This is a genomic window from Odoribacter sp. N54.MGS-14, from assembly GCF_000980295.1.
In the GTDB taxonomy this organism is placed as follows: Bacteria; Bacteroidota; Bacteroidia; order Bacteroidales; family Marinifilaceae; genus Odoribacter; species Odoribacter splanchnicus.
Genome location: NZ_LARL01000038.1, coordinates 1 through 20,569, shown reverse-complemented (window position 1 = coordinate 20,569; position 20,569 = coordinate 1). Strand labels below are relative to the sequence as shown.

The 20,569-nt window shown below is 43.7% G+C and carries 18 protein-coding genes and 1 pseudogene; 10 read left to right on the top strand and 9 right to left on the bottom strand.

What is annotated here, in order from left to right:
- Nucleotides 1-7: 7 nt before the first annotated feature.
- The 3 genes from WS42_RS08930 to lacZ all read left to right on the top strand — a co-directional run bounded on the left by WS42_RS08930 (nucleotide 8) and on the right by lacZ (nucleotide 5,637).
- Nucleotides 8-1,432, top strand: coding sequence for a RagB/SusD family nutrient uptake outer membrane protein (locus tag WS42_RS08930; protein ID WP_013613238.1), 1,425 nt, complete (start codon nucleotides 8-10; stop codon nucleotides 1,430-1,432).
- Nucleotides 1,433-1,451: 19 nt separating this feature from the next.
- Nucleotides 1,452-2,357, top strand: a complete 906-nt coding sequence (locus tag WS42_RS08925; RefSeq protein ID WP_022161119.1) for a hypothetical protein — start codon at nucleotides 1,452-1,454, stop codon at nucleotides 2,355-2,357.
- 187 nt (nucleotides 2,358-2,544) lie between these two features.
- Nucleotides 2,545-5,637: a beta-galactosidase, LacZ type gene (lacZ, locus tag WS42_RS08920; protein ID WP_046450996.1), complete on the top strand. Its 3,093-nt coding sequence runs from the start codon at nucleotides 2,545-2,547 to the stop codon at nucleotides 5,635-5,637.
- Between the two features lie 171 nt (nucleotides 5,638-5,808).
- Here lacZ and WS42_RS08915 read toward each other — a convergent pair.
- The 4 genes and pseudogenes from WS42_RS08915 to WS42_RS08900 all read right to left on the bottom strand — a co-directional run bounded on the left by WS42_RS08915 (nucleotide 5,809) and on the right by WS42_RS08900 (nucleotide 9,864).
- Nucleotides 5,809-6,686, bottom strand: a pseudogene (locus WS42_RS08915) (DMT family transporter).
- Between the two features lie 226 nt (nucleotides 6,687-6,912).
- Nucleotides 6,913-8,031, bottom strand: coding sequence for a cytochrome d ubiquinol oxidase subunit II (cydB, locus tag WS42_RS08910; RefSeq protein ID WP_022161123.1), 1,119 nt, complete (start codon nucleotides 8,029-8,031; stop codon nucleotides 6,913-6,915).
- A gap of 72 nt (nucleotides 8,032-8,103) precedes the next feature.
- Nucleotides 8,104-9,651 carry a cytochrome ubiquinol oxidase subunit I gene (locus WS42_RS08905; protein WP_022161124.1) on the bottom strand — a complete coding sequence of 516 codons (1,548 nt, stop codon included), beginning with the start codon at nucleotides 9,649-9,651 and terminating at the stop codon, nucleotides 8,104-8,106.
- Nucleotides 9,652-9,654: 3 nt separating this feature from the next.
- Complete coding sequence (locus WS42_RS08900; protein ID WP_013613243.1) at nucleotides 9,655-9,864, bottom strand: DUF4492 domain-containing protein; 210 nt, start codon at nucleotides 9,862-9,864, stop codon at nucleotides 9,655-9,657.
- 421 nt (nucleotides 9,865-10,285) lie between these two features.
- Here WS42_RS08900 and WS42_RS08895 point away from each other — a divergent pair, with 421 nt between their 5' ends.
- The 4 genes from WS42_RS08895 (at nucleotide 10,286) to WS42_RS08880 (ending at nucleotide 13,555) form a co-directional block, all read left to right on the top strand.
- A complete protein-coding gene (locus WS42_RS08895; protein WP_022161126.1) occupies nucleotides 10,286-11,392 on the top strand; it encodes an AI-2E family transporter in 1,107 nt (368 codons plus the stop codon).
- 25 nt (nucleotides 11,393-11,417) lie between these two features.
- A complete protein-coding gene (locus WS42_RS08890) occupies nucleotides 11,418-12,002 on the top strand; it encodes a hypothetical protein (protein ID WP_013613245.1) in 585 nt (194 codons plus the stop codon).
- A 109-nt stretch (nucleotides 12,003-12,111) separates the two neighbouring features.
- Nucleotides 12,112-12,342, top strand: coding sequence for a hypothetical protein (locus tag WS42_RS08885; RefSeq protein WP_046403092.1), 231 nt, complete (start codon nucleotides 12,112-12,114; stop codon nucleotides 12,340-12,342).
- Between the two features lie 4 nt (nucleotides 12,343-12,346).
- Nucleotides 12,347-13,555 (top strand): DUF4934 domain-containing protein, encoded by a 1,209-nt coding sequence (locus tag WS42_RS08880; RefSeq protein ID WP_046450995.1) that lies wholly within the window; start codon nucleotides 12,347-12,349, stop codon nucleotides 13,553-13,555.
- Nucleotides 13,556-13,604: 49 nt separating this feature from the next.
- Here the strand turns inward: WS42_RS08880 and WS42_RS08875 are convergent, their stop codons facing one another.
- The 4 genes from WS42_RS08875 to WS42_RS08860 form a co-directional block, all read right to left on the bottom strand.
- Entirely contained in the window at nucleotides 13,605-13,856 is a 252-nt protein-coding gene (locus tag WS42_RS08875) for a hypothetical protein (protein ID WP_013613248.1), read from the bottom strand.
- Nucleotides 13,857-13,989: 133 nt separating this feature from the next.
- Nucleotides 13,990-16,410 carry an endopeptidase La gene (gene lon / locus WS42_RS08870; RefSeq protein ID WP_046450994.1) on the bottom strand — a complete coding sequence of 807 codons (2,421 nt, stop codon included), beginning with the start codon at nucleotides 16,408-16,410 and terminating at the stop codon, nucleotides 13,990-13,992.
- 234 nt (nucleotides 16,411-16,644) lie between these two features.
- Nucleotides 16,645-16,908: a type B 50S ribosomal protein L31 gene (locus WS42_RS08865; RefSeq protein ID WP_013613250.1), complete on the bottom strand. Its 264-nt coding sequence runs from the start codon at nucleotides 16,906-16,908 to the stop codon at nucleotides 16,645-16,647.
- Nucleotides 16,909-17,027: 119 nt separating this feature from the next.
- Nucleotides 17,028-17,762, bottom strand: coding sequence for a Fic family protein (locus WS42_RS08860; protein WP_022160489.1), 735 nt, complete (start codon nucleotides 17,760-17,762; stop codon nucleotides 17,028-17,030).
- Nucleotides 17,763-17,881: 119 nt separating this feature from the next.
- Between WS42_RS08860 and pgeF the strand changes: the two genes are divergently transcribed.
- The 3 genes from pgeF (at nucleotide 17,882) to WS42_RS08845 (ending at nucleotide 19,997) form a co-directional block, all read left to right on the top strand.
- The gene (gene pgeF / locus WS42_RS08855) at nucleotides 17,882-18,667 is read left to right on the top strand and encodes a peptidoglycan editing factor PgeF (RefSeq protein ID WP_046451000.1); all 786 of its coding nucleotides are present in this window, start codon (nucleotides 17,882-17,884) and stop codon (nucleotides 18,665-18,667) included.
- 253 nt (nucleotides 18,668-18,920) lie between these two features.
- Entirely contained in the window at nucleotides 18,921-19,277 is a 357-nt protein-coding gene (locus WS42_RS08850; protein WP_046450993.1) for a CidA/LrgA family protein, read from the top strand.
- A 27-nt stretch (nucleotides 19,278-19,304) separates the two neighbouring features.
- On the top strand, nucleotides 19,305-19,997 hold the full coding sequence (locus tag WS42_RS08845; protein WP_046450992.1) for an LrgB family protein: 693 nt from the start codon (nucleotides 19,305-19,307) through the stop codon (nucleotides 19,995-19,997).
- Nucleotide 19,998: 1 nt separating this feature from the next.
- Here WS42_RS08845 and WS42_RS15480 read toward each other — a convergent pair.
- Nucleotides 19,999-20,569 (bottom strand): TlpA family protein disulfide reductase (locus tag WS42_RS15480; RefSeq protein WP_286728465.1); only part of this gene is annotated, 571 nt, incomplete at its 5' end.

The following is a 20,569-nucleotide window of genomic DNA, read 5'->3' as shown; positions in this document are numbered from 1 at the left end:
CATGATTATGAATAAGATATATAGCAGTTTGTCGTTGATACTTTTGCTGCTGACGTTAGGAAGTTGTGACAGTATGTTCGATAATGAAATTCCGCCTCATGATTTGGTGGGAGATAATGCGATTACCAATGAATCTTCGGCAAAGGTCGCTTTGAATGGGGTATACTCCTACCTGGAGGGATGGGGAACATGGAGTGCCTATTACATTTGTGATAATGAATTCCGTACAGGATTGTTAGATCCTACAGCTTTTTATCGTTCAAAAACGGAAGGGGAACAATTACCCCGTTTGCAGGTATTGGATGATAATTCTGATGCGGAAAATCCCTGGAAGAGTGGTTATAAGATTGTGAATTCGGCCAATAATTTCATCTATTATACCGATCGTTTACCGGAAAGTGCTTTCGGGCCGAACCGTAAGACGGAAATGTTGGCCGAAGCCCGTTTCCTGAGGGGCTTTGCGCATGCTTTTTTGTTACGGAAATACGGATATTTCTGGGATCTCGACAGCCGGTTAGGGACGATTATACGCCTGGAACCTTCTTCGCTTTCCAACAACAATCAGGCAAGAGCTACAGTCAAAGAATCTTATGAAAAGATTTTTGAAGATTTGGACTATGCCATAAAATATGCTCCGGCATTTTATTCCAGGTACCGTGTGTGTGCTACTTTCGCGAAAGCTTTTAAAGCCGACTTACTGATGAACCGGGGGGCTGATGGCGATTATAGCGAAGCCATCCGTTTGGCAAATGAAGTGATCGGTAGTGCGGAGTTTGGAATGGAGGATACTTATGCTGATATTTTTCAGCATGGATATGACTCGAAAGAGTTATTGTTTACCCGTTTCATGAAGAATCCTCCTGCGATGGATGATAATGTGGGGAGTTTGTTTAAAATGTTCGGTGGCGGGACTTATCAACCGTCGAGTGCGTATCTTGCGGTTTTTCCGGAAGAGGATCCCCGGTATGAAGTGACTTTCGATTCTCTGGAATTTACTAATCTGAACGGGGAAAAATATAAAAGACAAATCTGGAAGAAGCATTATGTATCCACCGGCGACTGTCCGATGTATTATATGCGTGTAGCTCAGATGTACCTGATCAAGGCGGAAGCGATGTTACGGACCGACAGTCCTGTGAAAGACGTGGTGGATGTCCTGAATATTGTCCGTAACCGGGCAGGAGCTACGCCGTTGAAAGCATCGGATTATCCGGACCGGGAAAGTCTGATGAATGAAATCTTCAATGAAAATCTCCGGGAAATCGGTATGGAGAATGGAGCCTTGTACTATCTTGCCGTGCGGATGAGAGTCGGAGGCAAACGGCTGTTGAAAACCTGGAACGATAATTATGAAAAAGACGATCAGCTTTGTTTCCCGATACCGCGTGCTGAGTTTGAGCATAATACCAGTGTAGAACAAAAACCACTTTAATCGATTAAAGTATAGAATTATGAAAAAGATATATTTATTATTGTTACCGGTTTTGTTTTTATGGGGAAGCTGTTCTATGGATGATGTATTGGAATCCAATGGGGAGCTGAACCTTACCGTCATAGAAACCAATAATCCTATTAAAGCCGAACCGGGAGAAACAGTTGTATTTCAGTTTGTCGCTTCAACCAGTAAAGGAGAATTGAGCCGGATCGAGATTACCTCGGAAGATGGAATCCGGCCTATCGTGGAAGACGTTACTTTTGCTATGGTGGATGAAGATAAAGCATTATCCTTGGATAGTGAAGGCTATTTTTCCCGGGAGATATCTACCGTATTGGTGAAATATCCGTTGATTATGCCGGATGACGAATCGCTGCGTGGTAAAAGTCTGGGCATAAAACTGAAAGTTACCCGGAATGACGGAACCACAAAAGTGTTGGATCAAAAATTTGAGATGATCAGGTACATCAATAACCGCCATGGCATAACAATGACTGGAAAGAACGTGGCATGGCTGTATAATCCGACAGAAGATGTGGTTTATGATATGGCCGATTATAAAGCTCATTTGAGTGAGATCGATGTCATATTGTATGTTGACAACGATTCTAAATATTATTGTTTGAATCCGGCAGCATCAGAGACAGAAGATATTATGCACGGGCTGGGATATACCGATTATAAAGCTTCTGAAATGAATACAACGAAGTTTATGGGAGGAATAACTTTGAACTTTATGTTGATAACGGAAAAAGAGTTATCCGGGCTGGTGATATCGGACGGAGTAGATAAGTTGACTATGGCGAATAATGCTACGTGTGGATTTGTGACAGAAAGTGGCCGTAAAGGTTTTGCCAAACATTTGTATAAAAACCCGAGTCGTGTATTCCTAACGAAAATACAGATCGGCAATAATGAATGACAAGCATGTTATGAAACCTTCATGTACATTTGTACACCAGAGAAAATGACGCTGGAATGAGGGTTTCATACAACCACTTTCAGACTATTCGTATATTTTTCTTCCTTTTTTAATTCTTTTTCTACCTCGATAGGTGTAATATTGACTATTTTTGAGCAGAATAAATTGGCATTTAATATTATAATTTATGAAAAAACTGTTATTGTGTTTAGGCTTATGCCTTTCTGTGACAACGTTTGCTCAAAAGAAGGAATGGCTCGATCCGGAGTTGAATGCGATCAACCGTGCACCGGCAAGGGCGGATTATTTTGCTTATCCTTCCAGGGAAATGGCTGAGCAAGGAGTAAGAGAAGAATCATCCAATTTTCTATCGTTGAACGGGATGTGGAAGTTTAACTGGGTAAAGGATCAAACCGAACGGCCTGTAAACTTTTATCGGTTGGATTTCGAGGATCAATATTGGGTGGACTTTCCGGTGCCCGGAATCTGGGAAATGAATGGATACGGAGATCCCTTATACCGTAATTCGGGTTATGCCTGGTCGAATCAGTTTACACCTGATCCTCCGAAAATAGAAACGGTGAATAATCATGTGGGCTCTTATCGAAAAACCGTTGAAATTCCTGCTTCATGGAAAGGACAGCAGGTGTTTCTGCATGTAGGCTCTGCCACTTCGAACTTATATGTATGGGTGAATGGAAAATTTGTCGGTTATAGCGAAGATAGTAAGCTGGCAGCCGAATTCGATATAACCGGTTATGTACGGCCGGGAAAGAACCTGATCGCGATGCAGGTATATCGTTGGTGTGACGGGAGTTATCTTGAAGATCAGGACTTTTGGCGTTTATCCGGAATTGCCCGGGGAGCTTGGTTGTATGCCCGGAATCCGTTACATCTGAAGGATATTTTTATCACTCCCGATTTGGATGAGGCGTATCGTGACGGGTCTTTGAATGTCGTGGCCCAAGTGTCCCGGAACAGCGGGACAGTGGAACTCGAATTGAAAGATAAAGCAGGAAATATCGTAGAAAAAACGAGTGTCAAGCCCGATGGAAAAGGAATTGTGCGTACTGAAATGGCAGTGAAAAATCCGGCAAAATGGAGTGCTGAAGAGCCTAATCTGTATACTTTGTTGCTGACTTTAAAAAATAATGCCGGAAAAGTGCTGGAAGTTGTTCCGCAACGGGTCGGATTCCGGAAAATCGAACTGAAGAAAGAATTGGGGCAGGTATGGGTCAATGGGCAGCCGGTCTTGTTTAAAGGAGCCGACCGCCATGAATTGGATCCTTTGACCGGATATCAGGTATCCCGGGAGAGAATGATCGAGGATATACGGGTGATGAAGGAGAATAATCTGAATGCCGTGCGGACGTGTCATTATCCGGACGATCCCGAATGGTATAACCTTTGTGACGAATATGGGTTGTATGTCGTGTGTGAAGCCAATATCGAATCTCATGGAATGGGGTATGGCGAACGGACACTGGCCAAGGAACCGGCTTATGCCAAGGCTCACCTCGAAAGAAATCAGCGGATGGTGGAGACTTTTAAAAATCATCCTTCGATTATTTTCTGGTCGTTGGGAAATGAAGCCGGTGACGGACCGAACTTTGTGGCTTGTTACGACTGGATCAAACAGAGAGATGGCAGCCGTCCTGTACAATATGAACAGGCAGGACGCAGAGCCCATACGGATATTGTTTGCCCGATGTATGCCGACCTGAATTGGATGGAAAATTTCGCTAAGAGTGGGGATTCACGACCACTGATTCAGTGTGAATATGCGCATGCCATGGGAAATTCTTTGGGCGGTTTTAAAGAATATTGGGATTTGATCCGGAAATACCCGAATTTGCAGGGCGGTTTTATCTGGGATTTTGTAGATCAGGGACTTCGGAAGTATACGGCAGACGGCGCAATGATTTATGCTTACGGGGGAGATTACAACCGCTACGATGCTTCGGATAAGAATTTTAACTGCAACGGTTTGATCAGTCCGGACCGGGTGCCGAATCCCCATATGTATGAAGTGCGGAAGATGTATCAGTCGATATGGACTACGCCGGCAGCTCTTAGGAAAGGAATCGTAAATGTGTATAATGAGAATTTCTTTACCGATCTTTCGGATTATTACCTGGAGTGGCAATTGTTACAGAATGGAGAGCCGGTGAGACAGGGTGTTGTGATGGATTTGCAGATCGCCCCGCAACAAACACAACCGGTCGTATTGGGGTATAAAGAAACGGATCTTCCTGCTGAAGGTGAAATTCTGCTGAATGTGACCTATCGCCTGAAACAAGCCCGGCAATTACTTCCGGCAGGTTATGCGGTTGCGGAAGAACAATTGGAGATTACCCCTTATCCTTTGTTTCAGGTTGAATTGGCCGAAACCGGGCAAAAGGCTTCTCTGTATGAAGATTTGGTACATGCTGTCGTGAGTGCCGGAGAAGTACAGGTAACTTTTGGAAAATGGTCCGGCTGGATAGAGGGGATCAGTCTGAATGGGTATGAGATGATCGAATATGGATATGCTTTACGGCCCAATTTCTGGCGGGCTCCGACAGATAATGATTTCGGGGCGAATCTTCACCGCCGCTTTGTGGATTGGAAGAATCCCGGATTGAAATTGAAGAGCTTTGAGGCAGAGGAACAAGGCAATCGGGTTCAGGTGGTGACAACTTATGAATTACCCCGATTGGCAGCTGTATTGACCATGACTTATCTTATCGGTGGAAACGGGGAGATTCGGATCAGTGAACAGCTTGCTGTCGACAAGGAGAAGAAAGATATGCCCCACCTGTTCCGTTTCGGTATGCAACTGGTGATGCCGGGCAGATTCGACCGGATCGATTATTATGGCCGGGGACCTGTTGAGAATTATGACGACCGGAATGAGAGTCAGCGTCTGGGCCGTTACCGTCAGTTGGTGAAAGATCAGTATTATCCTTATATCCGTCCGCAGGAATCCGGTACGAAATCGGATATCCGTTGGTGGAAACTGACCGATATCGATGGGCGTGGTTTGGCTATTCGTTCGGATGTTCCTTTCTCAGCCTCTGCTTTGAATTATTTGCCGGAAGACCTGGATGATGGTTGGGACAAAGATCAGCGGCATTCCGGAGAATTGAAACCACGTGGATTGACCACCTTGTCTTTTGACCTGAAACAAATGGGATTGGGATGTATCAATAGCTGGGGTGCCTGGCCGTTACAACCTTATCTGTTGCCTTATCAGGACTATACTTTCCAGGTGGTGATTACGCCGATTCGGAAATACTGAACTCAAAAATAGGATTTTGTTGTTTAGGAACTTTCAGTTTGCCCGACTGTCGGGCAAACTGAAAGTTCTGTTAAAAGAATCCTTAAGCCTTGATTCGAATTTAGGCAGTGATATACATATTACAGGTATAAATCTGCGATTTTATTCCGGATACCTAAGGTTATTTTCCTTTTACTTCCGGTTTTCTTTGACGACGACGATGAAGACTGCTATAATAATGAGTAGCATGCCTAAAATACCGCTTATCGTGGAGGTTTCATGGAAAACAACTATACCGATAAAAACAGCGGTCAACGGTTCCATCGCTCCGAAGATCGAAGTTAATGTGGGACCGATATGCTTGATTGCTTTGACTAAGGCCATATTGGAAATAGCGGTTGCCGGTAAAGCCAGGCCTAGAATATAAAGCCATACCTTTCCTTGGGTTTCTAACCGGATGCCTTCTGTAAGGCACCCGCCGATAATGAAAAACAATGCCCCTAATCCCATGACATAACAAGTGAGTACGGTGGAGTTGATCGCTACAGCCCGTGTTTTCCGGACTCCGATGATATAACCTCCGTAAGAGAAAATAGAGATGCAGGCGCAAATAATACCTACCGTCACGTTGGCGTTATAACCTGCTATATTGCCTGAAGATAAGAGGATTGCTCCGAGAATGGATAGGAGTACTGCCGAAATGACCCAGCCGGATTTTTTCTCATGGTAGAAAAAAATCATGGCCAGCGCTACAGCTAAAGGATACATAAAATGAATTGTCGAAGCTACACCGCTGGCAATATTCTGATAGGCGATCACCAGGCTGAATGAGGTCGTTGCCCGAAACAGGCTTAACAAAAAGACGACCCCGAAATCCTTTTTACTTAACCGGAAATTACACCCGGCCAATAGACCGAATCCGATCAGGCAAAGGGAAGCGATCCCCCAACGGTAGGTCAATACTTCAAAAGATGAATAGCCGAAGCTTAGTAGGGTCAGCGTAAAAAAGGGGCCAGTCCGAAAGTCGAAGAGGAGACGATAGCATATAGGATACCTTTAATTCTGTTCATGAACGTATGAATTTTTCAGTTGCGCAAAGATAAGGCTTTGAGTGAAAATCAGAAAAGGGTGAGATCGGTTTTCAGACTTTTCATTTCCCGTTCTTTGATGGTATCATCGGTACTGAATTATCCGGTTAGTTAGGGGAACGAGGATCGTGGCACCGGATATGGTTTAAAAGTTTTTGCATTGCCTGTGCGGCATAATGCCGATCCCTCCCTGGGAGGGATCGGTGGATTAATATTTATTTTCACTTTCTTCTAATTCCTGCTTGTCGATGGCTTTCCGGGTCATCGTCCGCCAGGCATACCAGATATAGGCGATTACTACAGGTATGATAATAGATACGTAGGACATCGCTTTCAGGGTATATAAGGACGAAGAAGCGTTGTAAATAGTCAGTGAGGAATCAGGATCGACATATGAGGGATAAAAGGCGGTTTGGTTGAAACCTGCCAGAATCAGCAGAGCGATAACGGTCAATATCGTTCCGGCTCCTGCAAACCAGATTCCTTTCGTCCATCGGGGAAATATCCAGTTTCGGATGATGCCGTAGAGTACTCCTGCTACTCCGATAATGAATATCAAGGCATTCAGCGGCATTTCTATCAGGTTATAAAAATATTTATAGGGTACTAATGCAATGTTTCCTTCCGGGGTGATTGCATACCCTTCACCGGCAAAAATAAAACCGATAAACAACAGGAAAAAGAGAACGAACGGTACGGCATTGAATTTCACTTGCCGGTGGCTGCGTATGCGGATGTTCGGATCATCGATAGTAAGAATAAAATAAAGGGCTGCTAATGTCCGTGCCAGGAAGAAAACGGCTAGAGCCAGGAAATAGTTGGTGATGACGAACAAGGCATCCAGACCGCGCCAGGGTGTCATCCATTCGACATCATGCATTACACCCAGACGGAAAGGGGAACCTGTAAAGAAAGTAGCTACAGCGGCTCCCAACAAAAGAGGCGCAGCGAATCCGTTGATCATCAGGAATACTTCGTAAGTCCGACTGCCCAGAAAATTGTTTTTTTTATTCCGGTATTCATAAGATACCGCTTGCAAGACAAAACAAAAGAGGATCAGCATCCAAACGACATAGGCTCCTCCGAAACTGGTTGAGTAGAATAGGGGAAAACTGGCGAAGAAAGCTCCGCCGAATACCACTAATGTGGTAAACGTATATTCCCATTTATGTCCCAGGGTATTGACGATCAAATCCCGTTCGTCTTTATTTTTTCCTATGGTATAAAGAAGACTTTGTCCTCCTTGTACAAACAATAAGAATACCAGTAAACCTCCTAATATACAGATCAAGATCCACCAGTAATGTTGTAATATATTTAAATCCATAATCCATTATTATTTATCGTTTGTGAGGACTATAACTTTTCAGGCCGTTATGGTTTCCTCATTTTTCATTTTTTACTCTTTTACCCCTTTCCTGATCTGGGTGAACATGATTCCGATCTCGGCAATCAATAATAAGGTGAACAAAATGGCGAACATCCAGAAGGTGGTGACAACCCAACCCGAAGCGATGCGGGTGATGGCCACATTCGTGGGCATCAGGTTTTGTACCACCCAAGGTTGACGTCCTACTTCAGCTACGATCCATCCGCATTGCGAAGCGATATATGCCAACGGAACACACGCGATAGCCAGATAGGGGATGAACTTGAATTTTTCGAATTTTCTTTTCTTGGCATACCACCAGGAGCAGATAAACAACAAAACGAATAGCATGCCCAGACCTACCATCAGCCGGAAACTATAGAATACCAGAGGAACAGGAGGGATCGTGTCGTAAGGCGAACTGAGATAGCCGTAACCGAAATCCCGGAAGTTGGCCCGTAGTGTCTGTAAAGATTGGCTAGCCAGCGCATCGTTTTTGTCTTTAACAGCTTGTTTGTACGTTTTCAGTGCATCTATCGCCAGACGGCCGTTGGCCATGCGTTGCTCTATAGAAGGATATACTTTTCCGTCTTCGGAGGTGTAGCCGTCCATGATATTTTGGATACCGGGCACATAGGCATCGAAGTCATGATACCCCAGGAAGGATAAAAGTTTAGGAATGGTAATACCGTATTTTACCGTTTTCATACGTTCGGACGGTAATTGAGGATCGGTGCAAGTCAAGCCGATCAAGGTAAACGGGGCTCCTTTCCCTCCTTCGTTGAGTCCCTCCATAGCAGCTAGTTTCATCGGTTGGGTACGGGTAACATCCTGGGCACTGATGTCGCCCGTGAAGATCGTAGCGATGATACTCAGGAAGCCGAAAACGGAGGCCAGCAGGATACTCTTCCGGGCAAATTCGAAATGTCTTTTTTTCAGAATAAACCAGGCGCTTACTCCAACGACAAAACAAGCCGAAAGCGTATAAGCCGAGGTGACGGTATGGAAGAATTTACTCATGGCTGTCGGTGAGAGTAGTACCGCCCAGAAATCCGACATTTCGTTGCGGGCTGTCATCGGGTTGAATTCCATGCCTACCGGGTTTTGCATCCACGCATTCGCTACCAGGATCCACAAAGCGGAAATGTTGGAACCGATGAATACCATCCAGGTGGAAACCAGATGAAAACGACGGCTTACCCTGTTCCAGCCGAAGAACATGACGGCGAAGAAAGTGGCTTCGAGAAAGAAAGCGAACAAACCTTCGATGGCCAGAGGAGCTCCGAAAATATCCCCGACAAACCAGGAATAATTCGACCAGTTGGAACCGAATTGGAATTCCAATATCAGTCCCGTAGCTATACCGATGGCGAAGTTGATTGCAAAAAGCTTCATCCAGAATTTGGTGGCATTCAACCACTCGGCCTTACCGGTCCTGACCCACATGGTTTCCATAATAGCCAGTAGAAAGGATAACCCCAGAGTGAGAGGTACGAACATGTAATGGTAAATGGCGGTCATCGCAAATTGCCAGCGTGACCATTCGACCAAAGTTGTAGTGGTTAATTCTGATATCATAAGCTAAGGTTTGGTAATTAATTCGTTGAGTACATGATTACTTTTTTCCTGTTCCGTCGTATAGGTCGTATTGAGATAATTCGGCATGAGCAGGAATTTAAATACCACAAACAGGACCAATAGTTTGGCCACAACTATTGCGATCAATATTTTTCCCCATTTGGGTAAATGGCTGAAACCATCATAATAGATATGCCAAAGGCGTATGAACATGTTTTTAAACGGTTTGTTTCGATCTAAAATTAACGTATTAAAGATATAAAGGTTTTTAAAAATAACCTGATCTTCTTCGCTCTTTTTCTGAATCTTTAAAAAAAATCGGTTTAGAGGGGGCAGAGGCTTATAAAGTTTATCGTGTTCAAGGAGTTTTTGGGTGTTTAAAGTTGGTGGATCCGTGGAGATATCTTTCTGGCGGAACTTCCGGTTCCTGTCAGTCACCTTGGAGGACTGCCGTTTATATGCGTTTACTTTTTACTTTTATTACCGTATATGGAATACAGACAGGATAAACCCCTTCATTTCCGGTTTTGATCGATCTTTTTAAAAATTGAGGTATTTAAGAAAATAATCAAAGGTTTTTATTTATTTTTGGAAAATTAAGAGAGGAGAAAAGCAATTGAAAAAAGGGAGCGGAATGAATTCAGTCACCAAATATGTGTTAGGAATTGTCGCATTAGCTGGGGCAATTTTCTTTTCCTGGTATTTTTTTTCTGTCATCGTTTATATTTTAGTGGCAGCTGTCATTTCTTTTATCGGCAGGCCGATTATCGATTTATTAGGCCGGGTGAAGATCCGGGGCTATCGTTTGCCTGATGGTTTGAAAGCCGGAATCACGGTGATTTGCCTTTGGGGATTATTTATTCTTTTTTTTAGTACCATTATCCCGCTCGCTATCCGTGAATTTCAGTCGTTGGGCAATGTAAGTGTGTCTAATATCGTTTCCGAATTGGAAAGCCCGATCGAGGATGCCGGACATTTTATGAAGCATTACGGTTTGATGGATGAGGATCAGGATGTGGATGCTTATGTGACGGATTTATTGAGTAAAGTGTTTAATGTCGGTCAGCTGAAAACCTGGTTCGGGACGGTAGCCGGAACGATGACGGATATTTTTGTCGCTCTCTTTTCCATTACGTTTATTTTATTTTTCTTTCTGAAGGATAGCCGCTTGTTTTCAGGGATGGTGATGGCGGTGCTTCCTTCCCGCTTCGAAGAACAGGCCCGGAATGCTTTGGATTCCATACAAAAATTACTGGTCCGTTATTTTGTCGGATTATTGCTCGAAGTTTTGGGGGTTATGGCTTTGAATACGATCGGACTGACGATTGTCGGTTTGGGCTTTAGTAATGCGGTTGTCATCGGTTTGGTGACCGGAGTTTTGAATGTGATACCGTATATCGGGCCTATGATCGGGGTATTTTTCGGATTGGCTGTGGGAGTCGTGTTGAATTTGGGGCTGGATTTTTACGATCAGATGCTGCCGCTGTTGATCTATATGACTATAGCGATGTTGTTGACTCAATTGATCGATAATGTTGTTTTTCAGCCTTTTATTTATGGGAGTAGTGTACACGCCCATCCTTTGGAAATATTTTTGGTGATTTTGATGGCCGGTAGTATGGCCGGTATTTTGGGAATGATTCTGGCGATTCCGTCCTATACGGTTCTGCGGGTTGTGTTGAAGGAATTTTTTAATAAGTATAAGCTGGTGAAGAAGTTGACGCAGAGCTTGAATGAATAGCTTGTGCAGGTAAATAAAACAGATCATGAAGAAAATACTGTTCTTCGGTTTATTTTTATGCTTGGGTATGACCCTCAAAGCACAATATGGAGGCGAAATGACGATCGGAGCCCGGTTGAATTACACCGGAGGCGGGAAATTAGTGACCTATGACGGGAAGATTGTCAATCTGGGATATACCATCAAAGGCATTGTTTCGCCAGGTTATTTTGTGACGAATAATATCGCTTTGGGAGCCGATCTGGCTTACGAATATATGATGGATGACGAGGGACACCAGTATACACTGGAGACAGGTGGATTTTTCCGGCTGTATGCTCCTCGTGGGGGAGTCCGGTTATACCTGCAGGGAACCAGTGGATATGGCTGGGGAAAAAGCTTTCTGAAAAAAGGACACGATGGAAAACACGAATTATGGGTGTCTACCTTGAAACCGGGCTTATGGGCGCGGCTCAAAGAGTATCTGGCTTTGGATATTAGCTTGATGAGCCTGGAATATAAAGAAGTGTATATGAGGGATAAAGTTTCCAACAAACGGGTGACCGATAGCCGGTGGCGCTATAATTGGTTGGATATCAGCTTCGGAGTGGTTTTTATTATCGGACTTTAATCACTGGAAAATTTTTATTTTCGGGCATTATTGATAAATTATTTAGAAATAGTTGTTTTTATTAATATAAATTAATATATTGCAATTATTAATCTAAACCCTTTGTATTATGAAAACAGCATTGAAAAAATCATTCGTTTTGATAGGAATAGCCTTGTTTTTTGTTTTGACGGCCTGGGCCGAACAAAAAATATGGGCTTGGGATAAAAATGTACCTGAAAAAGAGTATTGTGTCTCCGGATATTTTGAAAAAACCGGTGAAAATGCAACGACAGTATATGGTTATTGCGTTTGTTTCCAAGGTTTTTGGGGGCCTCAGTGTCAATTCATAGCAGAATAATCCTATGTTGTATCGTTTTTCGATTGTTTTTCTTATAGGGCTTTGTTTGGTGGCATGTTCTTCCGGGAGTATGCAGGAAGAGTCGGTACCGGTTATTCGTTTTAAGCCTGATGAAGCCCGGACATTGAAGATCTCCGAGCTTTTCGATGGATATGAAGTGCTGACTTTTAAAGGGATCGTATGTAATAGAATCGGAGACTTTGTAAAAATGGGGGATCGGATTGTTGCGACTTCCATAGTGACCGAGGGCATGACTGATGTGGTAACCTTGAGCGTATTCGATTCTGCCGGTGAGTTTCAGCACACTCTTGGCCGGTTTGGCCGTGGACCGGATGAATATCTTTATTTGCCGCATGAAATTGTATTGACCCCTGATTCGAATGTATTAGCCGGGGATGTGTTGGGTTTTCATTGCTATGCTTTGGACGGAACGTTGCTTTGGCAGAAGAGATCCGAGCATCCTTCTTATGAATATGGAGTGGGGTATTTTACGTGGATGCTGAATGATAGTTGTGCAGTATATCTAAACACACCTATTTGTGGATCGACATATCGGTCTGAGGAATGTTTGGTGAATCTGGTAAACTGGAAGAGCGGACAGTTAAAAATTTCTTATTTCCCAGGTCAGAAAGTAGGGAAATATGCTGTAAGGAATAAGTCGTATGTAGTGAATGATACCTTTTGTTATTATTCTGATATCGACAATAGTATTTATCAGGTTTCGGAAGATACGGTTACCTTACATTATTATTTAGATAAAGGTTCTTTTAAAAACTTTCGTCTATGCGGAAAGGCTGGGTATTCAGATAATTGTTTGACTGTAATTGAGATGTCGGAAAATAATAAATATGTTTTGATTGTAGTTTTAGTGAATCAAAAATATTATTTATTGGTTTATGATAAGTTGAAAAAAGTAACCTGTAATTATGATTTAGTGGACGATGATTTGTTGTCGGTGGGAAATTTCAGATATAAACCGAATGCAGTGTTGCGATTATACCATAACTGGAACCCGGGCATGCGTCAGTGCGACGATTATATGTATTTTTATTTTCCCTCTTCTGATTACTGTATGATGCTGGACCGCTTGAAAGCCTCCTTGAATGAGGAACAATGGGAGGCCTACCGACGGGCTCATCCCGATCTCATGAAAATCTACCGGGAGCAGGGGGAGGAAGGAAATACGGTAGTTGTAGGATATCGGTTCAAATAATGATATTAAAACCGGAGATCTTAATATCATTATTTGAATTTAAGTGTGTCTACATATTGCTTAAGAGTAGTCCGCCGATGGCTCCCCAAAACAGGATCACCAATACAAATCCGATCAGCATAAAGATAAGAGTAGCTTTTGCCCAATTGGCTTTACTGACAGGAGTACCGGCACTGAAAGCCCAGACTAATAACATAATAAAATTCACAAAAGGAATACACATCAGGATCATCGTAATGATCCAATCACCGATTGTAACGATCGATTGATTCCGGGTGGTTTGCAGTTCTTGATTTTCCATGAGTTTTTTTTTAGGTAGTTATATATATTTATATGTTGTAAACATACTTTTAAATAGTTACAACGGTTCAGAAGTCAAGTCGGACTGCTATCGCCGTTGTAACTAAAAACCATAGGTCTCACAGGAGATTCCTTTATGCTTTTAGAAGCGCTGTTTCCAGCACTTCTTTGATATGATCCACATAGTGGAATTTCAGCCCTTTCAGGTATTCTTTTTTGATATCGTCGATATCTTTTTTGTTTTCACAGCAAAGGATGATCTCTTTTATTTCGGCTCGTTTGGCGGCCAGGATTTTTTCGCGGATTCCCCCTACCGGTAATACTTTGCCACGGAGAGTGATTTCTCCGGTCATGGCGATGGCTTTTTTCACTTTCCGGCCGGTGAGGGCGGATACTAGTGCAGTAACCATGGTGATCCCTGCCGAAGGTCCGTCTTTGGGAACAGCTCCAGCCGGAACATGGACGTGGATGTCGTTTTCTTCGAACATCTTTTCGTCGATCCCGATTTCTTTTGCATGCGATTTGATGTATTCGAGTGCTAAAGTAGCGGATTCTTTCATTACTTCTCCCAGGTTACCGGTCAGGCTAAGATGCCCTTTGCCTTTGCTGTAGCTCGATTCTATATAGAGAATTTCTCCTCCTACGGCTGTCCAGGCTAATCCGGTCACGACACCGGGTAGTTCGTTCCCTTGATATTCCTCCCGGGAGAAAATCGGGCTTCCCAGATATTCTTTCACCTTATTTTCGTCGAGCGTAATCGTGAATTTTTTATTCATAGCGACCTTCCGGGCCACATGGCGCATAATTTTAGCTATGGTCATGTCCAGACTACGAACGCCCGATTCGCGGGTATATTTCTCGATGATCAGGTCGATGATCTCGTCTGGGATCGTTACATGCCCGGCCGTAATTCCGTGGTTTTCCAATTGCTTCGGAATCAGGTGCCGCTTAGCGATTTCCCGTTTTTCCTCCATGAGGTAACCCGTCACTTCGATGATTTCCATCCGGTCGCGCAAAGGACCTGCAATCGTGCTGAGGTCATTGGCTGTGGCGATGAACATCACTTTCGACAGATCATAGTCGATGTCCAGAAAATTATCGTGAAAACTGCCGTTTTGTTCCGGGTCGAGCACTTCCAACAGGGCAGATTGAGGATCCCCCCGGAAATCGTTACCCACTTTATCGATCTCATCCAGAATGAAAACAGGATTAGAAGTTCCTGCTTTTTTGATACTCTGAAGGATTCGTCCCGGCATAGCTCCGATATAGGTCTTCCGGTGTCCCCGGATTTCCGATTCATCGTGCAATCCACCTAAAGACATCCGTACAAATTCGCGGTTCAAGGCCCGGGCTACAGATTTTCCCAGGGAGGTTTTACCTACTCCCGGAGGGCCGTAGAGGCACACAATCGGCGATTTCATATCGGCTTTTAACTTTAAAACCGCTAAGTATTCTAAAATTCTTTCTTTTACTTTCTCCAGTCCGAAATGATCGGCATCCAGTACCTGGCGTGCATGTTCCAGATCCAGGTTGTCCTCCGAGAGGTGATTCCAGGGCAGGTCCAGCATTTCCCTCAAATAATTGGATTGTACCGAGTAATCGGGGGAAGAAGGATTCAACCGTTTCAGCTTGTTCAGCTCTTTGTTGAAAATTTCCCGGACATTCCCGTTCCATTCTTTCGTCTCGGCCAGTTCCTCCAGTTCTTTGATTTCCTCGTCGGTCGGATTACCTCCCAGTTCGTCCTGTATGGTCTTCATCTGTTGATGCAGGAAATATTCGCGCTGTTGTTTGTCGATATCCATTTTTACTTTCTTCTGAATATCGTTTTTCAATTCCAGTAAACTCACCTGCTTACTCAGGATTTCCAGTAGTTTGATCGCCCGTTGTTTCAGGTTGTCGATTTCCAGTAACTCTTGTTTATTCTGATAGTCTACATCTGTATTCGAAGAGATGAAATTGATCAGAAAAAGCATACTCTCGATATTTTTTAGCGCAAAACCTGCTTCATTAGGGATATGGCTGGAATATTTGACGATCTTGGAAGCCATATCTTTCAACGATTCTGCTATCGCATTGTATTCCGGATCGTTTTCAGGTACCCCTTCTTCTTTTTTCAAACTGATCTTCCCAACATGGTAAGGATCGTCGTAAAGGATATCTTCCAATAAAAACCTTCTCTTGCCTTGAATGATGGCTGTGGTGGTTCCGTCCGGCATTTCCAGTATTTTCAGGATAGAAGCTACTGTTCCGATCTGGTAAAGATCGTTTATATCCGGATTTTCAGTATTGGTATCTTTTTGTGCAACTACTCCGATCAGGGCACTCTGCCGGTAGGAATCTTTGATCAACTTTAAAGATTTATCCCGTCCGATGTTGATCGGAATGATTACGCCCGGAAATAATACCGTATTCCGTAGCGGTAAAATTGGCAGTGTGTCAGGAATCTGCATATTATCATTCAGCAGTTCTTTCTCGTCCCCCATGATGGGTAGGAAATCTGCCGAATCTTCTCCCATGTTCTGTAATAACACTGCTTTCAGATTTATTTTATCCATTTATTCGTCCTCTCTTGTTTTATGGTTATAAATTTTTATACGAGTAACAACTGACATTTTGTCAATGTTTTGTGTAAAAATAGAATTCATTACCTATAGCACAAATCCTGTGCCACAATTGAGTAGGGAGCATTTTGTTCCGAATGCTGATTTTGCTTAGGGAATAGAGGGAAGGAAATAAAAAAAGCGAAAAGTCTTCTTTTCGCTTTTTTTATTTCATTTAGAGAGAAACGATTATTTTTTTCTTTTTTCCATGTGATCCTTGTAACGGTTCATGAATTTATCTACACGACCGGCAGTATCCACCAATTTCACTTTACCGGTATAGAACGGGTGTGAAGTGTTGGAGATTTCCATTTTTACCAACGGATATTCTACACCATCGATCTCGATGGTTTCTTTTGTTGCTGCAGTTGATTTAGTAATGGTAGTCGTGCCATTAGACATATCTTTAAATACTACCAGTCTGTAATTTTCAGGATGTATGCCCTTTTTCATTGTATGTAAAATTTTATAATTATTCTTTCCATTATCGGACGGCAAAGATAGCTCATCTATTATTAATTACAAAGAAAAATGAAAACTTTTTTTCGATGCTGGTTTTGAATGAGTTACTTTTAAATTTCCCTATTGAAGAATTTAATCTGTTCATGCAGGATAAATGCTTCGAGGGTTTCCGGTGTCTCACTGATTTTCCCCCGTTTCAGGGCATTGAGTAATTCTGCCCGGTCGTCGGCAAACAGGATGAGCAGGGGATGCTCTTCTTTCAGTTCCAAAAAGTTGATGAGCAGGATACCGGTTTCCAGATTGCAATAACCGAATGGCTTGATATGCATAAAATCGTACATGAAGTTGGCCACAATTTTAATGTTCTCGCTTACACCGGCTTCGGTTAGTTGTACATCGGTAGTCCGGCACAGATTGTCGAGCAGGAGGGGGATTTTACGGAAATCAGCCAAAGGGTATACTTCGTCATAATCCTCGCCGAGGCGGAAATCTCCTAACGAAGTATCGTAACGTCCCACAGAAGTAGTCGTTTCGCCACCGGTATGCTTCATGATACGGGCAGAAACCGTTCTGACAAACGAAAGGTCTAAAGGCTGGCGAAGGGCTGCTTGTTTTTCACAATATTGCCAGGCTTGCCAAAGATCGTAGGCTTGACGGGTTGTCTCTGTCGATTGAGGTTTACCGGTACTGACGATGTTCTCGAATATTGTCGGTGGAAGGTTGTGTCCGCCCAACCGGAAAGTTTCGTATAAAAACAAATTCCGGACATAATTTTGATGTATCTGAGTCCGGGTGTCGGGTCGGGTGAGGTATGCTTGCCTTAATGTCAAATAGTCCTGTAACATATTTTTTTCTTAAACATACGTTGGAATCGGCTGAAAGTTTACTTTTATAACGGTTTGAAGCTTAAACTTTGGGGATTATCCGAACTTGGGCTAATTTTGTCGATCTAAAATGAATGGATATGGAGAAACTGCTTAGCGGGGATTTCCCTTTTTATCGGTTCCGGAATTTATCCGCTTATCCGGAATTGATGCATTTTGTCTCTTCGGGAGTTAAAAATATCGGATTTTCCGATCGGGAAAATCCTGAGATCATACAGTATAATCGCAGGAGCCTGGCGAAAGCTGCAGGATTTGAGGTAGAGCGGCTGATTACTGCCCGGCAGGTACATTCGGCGACAGTGCGGATCGTTACGGTTGAGGAAGCCGGGAGAGGGGCTTTGGATAGGGAAAGCCGCATTCCGGCAACCGATGCCTTGGTGACGAATCAGCCGGGGATATGTCTGATGGTGTTGTCTGCCGATTGTGTTCCCGTACTCCTGTTCGAACCGGAGAAAAGGGTGGTTGCCGCAGTGCATGCCGGATGGAGAGGAACAGCGGCTGAAATAGTCGGAGTAACCGTGCGGGTGATGCAGGAGCATTTCGGATGTGATCTCCAACGGGTAGTGGCGGCTATTGGCCCCTCGATCGGGAAATGTTGTTTCGAAGTCGGAGAGGAAGTGGCCCGGGTGTTTCAACAGTTATTTCCCGGTAATCAGGCGATCGTTGGTCTGGGAAAGCAACCGGGAAAATACCAGGTGGATTTGTGGGAAGCTAATCGTAAAGAATTGTTGGCATGTGGGGTGAAAAATGAAAATATAGAAGTGGCCGGTATGTGCTCGGTCTGTCATCCGGACCTTTTCTTCTCCTATCGGAGAGAAGGGGAGAGAGCGGGGAGGTTCGGGGCAGGGATCGGGATGAAAAGCTAGAGGCTAAAAAGCTGAAAGCAATAAGCTAGAGGCTGAAAGCTAAAAGCTAAAGGCTGAAAGCTAAAAGCTAAAGGCTGGAGGCTGGAGGGTGAAAGAAAGTGAGAACGAACGTTTTCGTAGATTGCTGGGGCAAAAATAATCGGATGGAGCATAACTTTGGGCTGAATATTATATTTTTGTATCGGTTTTCGAAGCTAATCCGCTCATTGCTTTTAGCCTTTAGCTTTTTAGCCTTTTACCTTTTACTTTAACTATGTTACCAGGTATTTTTATCGTACTTTTCTTTTTTGCGCTCGGTGAGTTGGTGGGGTGGCTGGTGAACGGTTTTATTCCCGGGAGTGTGATCGGGATGATGTTGTTGTTTACCGCTTTATGCTTGAAGTGGGTCAAGCCTGAGCGTATCAAGCCTGTTGCCCGGTTCCTTTGTGATAACATGGCTTTGTTTTTTGTTCCTGCCGGGGTCGGGATTGTGAATGCCTTAGATATATTATCTCAGTATTGGCAGGCGGTATTGGTGGCTTGTGCCGTCAGTACGGTGATGGTGATCGTCGTCGTGGCTTCGATACAACAATGGTTTGAGAAACACCGGAAAGGAGCGGAAGACCGTTGATTTAGAAATGTAAATGCTGTTTGGCTTATGACTGTTTTATTAAATTCCGAAATATTCATATTAACCTTGGTGATCGGGGTGTATCTTGCTGCTGTATGGTTGTTCAGAAAGACAAGACTGAGTATCCTGAATCCATTGTTGGTATCTATACCCGTTTTGGCATTGATCACTCACTTCCTGGGGATTTCTTACGAGTCGTTTGAAAAAGGAAGTCGGATGATCAGTTTTATGCTTGGACCGACAGTCGTCGTATTAGGGTATTTACTCTATGAACAGATGGCCCAATTGAAAGAAAATGCCGTTTCTATCATCACTTCGGTATTTGTCGGTTGTATAACCGGGGTGTTGAGTGTGATTTTTATCGCCCGGTATTTCGGTGCCGATCATGCTTTGGTCGCTTCTTTGGAGCCGAAATCTGTGACTACTCCGATTGCGATGAGTATCGCCGAGCGTTCGGGAGGGATACCGGCCATTGCGGCTGTGGTGGTGATTGTCGTCGGTATTTTCGGTGGCTTGGTCGGTCCGTTTATCCTGGAGCGTTTAGGGATCAAGAGCCGGATTGCCCGTGGTTTGGCTTTGGGTTCCGCCGCCCATGGCCTGGGAACTGCCAAGGCCATGGAGTTGGGAGCGGTAGAAGGAGCGATCAGCGGGTTAGCTATCGGTGTAATGGGAATCATGACGGCTATTTTGGTGCCCGTGATCGAACTGTTTATTGGCTGACCTACTTCAGTTTTTCCAGCATTTCTTGTAACGGTTTGCCGGCTGAAGGACGGGGAGCTTCGTATTGTATGAGTTTGCCTGCTTTGTTATAAATTAGAAAGTGAGGAATACTTGAGATGTTCAGCATATTGGCTAATTCGTTTCCGACAACAATATATTGCCGACCTTCCATATGAAGCTGCTGCATTCTTGCTTTCCAGTCTTTTTTATTCTCATCGATGGATATACTGATAAATTCCAGTTGCTTATTGGCTACCTGTCGTTCCAGTTTTTGCAGATGGGGTATTTCCTTACAGCAGGGAACACACCACGAAGCCCATAGGTCGATATAAAGAGGTTTGCCTTTGAAATCGGATAGTTTATATTGTTTCCCGTCCGGATCTTCTAATGTTACAGCCGGAAGGTCAGCCCCTTCGATACAATATCTTTTACTTTGGAACTGATGGATAAACTCTTCTCCCTTTTCGGGCAAAAAGGTACACATCTTCTTCAGTCGTGCCAGACCTTCCTCGAAATCCCGGGTATAAGGGTAAGAAACCAAATAATGCTGTATGATATTTTCAGTAATAAGG